The organism is Dapis hubbardiae BLCC-M172, assembly GCF_050016015.1.
Lineage (GTDB): Bacteria > Cyanobacteriota > Cyanobacteriia > Cyanobacteriales > Microcoleaceae > Trichodesmium.
On sequence record NZ_JBNHEQ010000299.1, the window covers coordinates 1 to 1,238 of the forward strand.

Consider the following 1,238-nt stretch of genomic DNA (forward strand, 5'->3'; position numbering starts at 1 on the left):
CCTCAAGCAGATAGTAAAATGGAAATAACAGATGCTCTGAGTCAAGCTATATATACAGATGATCAAAAGTACCGAGAGCTTAACCGCATTCAGGAGCATGAGGATAGGGTCTATGGTCTAGCATTTAGTCCTGATGGCCAGATGATTGCCACTGCAAGTGAAGACAAAACAGTAAAATTGTGGAACCATCAGGGGCAATTATTACAGACTCTAACCGGCCATGAGAATTGGGTCTTTGGTGTAGCATTTAGTCCTGATGGAGAGACTATTGCTTCTGCAAGTGAAGATAAAACAGTGAAGTTGTGGAACCAACAGGGGGAGTTGTTGCAGACTTTGGTAGGCCATGAGTATTCCGTCTTCGATGTAGCATTTAGTCCTGATGGCCAGATGATTGCCACTGCAAGTGCTGACAAAACAGTGAAATTGTGGAACCATCAGGGGCAATTATTGCAGACTCTAACCGGCCATGAGAATTGGGTCTATGGTGTAGTATTTAGTCCGGATGGAGAGACTATTGCTACTGCTAGTCGTGACAAGACAGTGAAATTATGGAACCAACAGAGGCAGTTGTTACAGACTCTGGTAGGGCACAAGAATTCGGTCTATGGTGTAGTATTTAGTCCGGATGGAGAGACTATTGCCACTGCTAGTGCTGACAAAACAGTGAAGTTGTGGAACCGTCAGGGGCAATTATTGCAGACTTTAACCGGCCATGAGAATTGGGTCTATGGTGTAGCATTTAGTCCGGATGGAGAGACTATTGCCACTGCTAGTTCTGACAAAACAGTGAAGTTATGGAAACTTCAGGGGCAATTATTGCAGACTCTGGTAGGGCATAAGAATTCGGTCTATGGTGTAGTATTTAGTCCGGATGGAGAGACTATTGCCACTGCTAGTTCTGACAAAACAGTGAAGTTATGGAAACTTCAGGGGCAATTATTGCAGACTCTGGTAGGGCATAAGAATTCGGTCTATGGTGTAGTATTTAGTCCGGATGGAGAGACTATTGCCACTGCTAGTTCTGACAAAACAGTGAAGTTATGGAAACTTCAGGGGCAATTATTGCAGACTCTGGTAGGGCATAAGAATTCGGTCTATGGTGTAGTATTTAGTCCGGATGGAGAGACTATTGCCACTGCTAGTGCTGACAAAACAGTGAAGTTGTGGAACCGTCAGGGGCAATTATTGCAGACTTTAACCGGCCATGAGAATTGGGTCTATGGTGTAGCATTTAGTCC

The 1,238-nt window shown here is 44.3% G+C and carries 1 protein-coding gene; it reads left to right on the plus strand.

The genetic code is table 11. From position 1 onward, the window contains the following. Positions 1–18 precede the first annotated feature (18 nt). The coding region (locus tag ACP6PK_RS28105) for a WD40 repeat domain-containing protein (protein WP_426564650.1) at positions 19–1,238 on the plus strand (1,220 nt) is incomplete at its 3' end.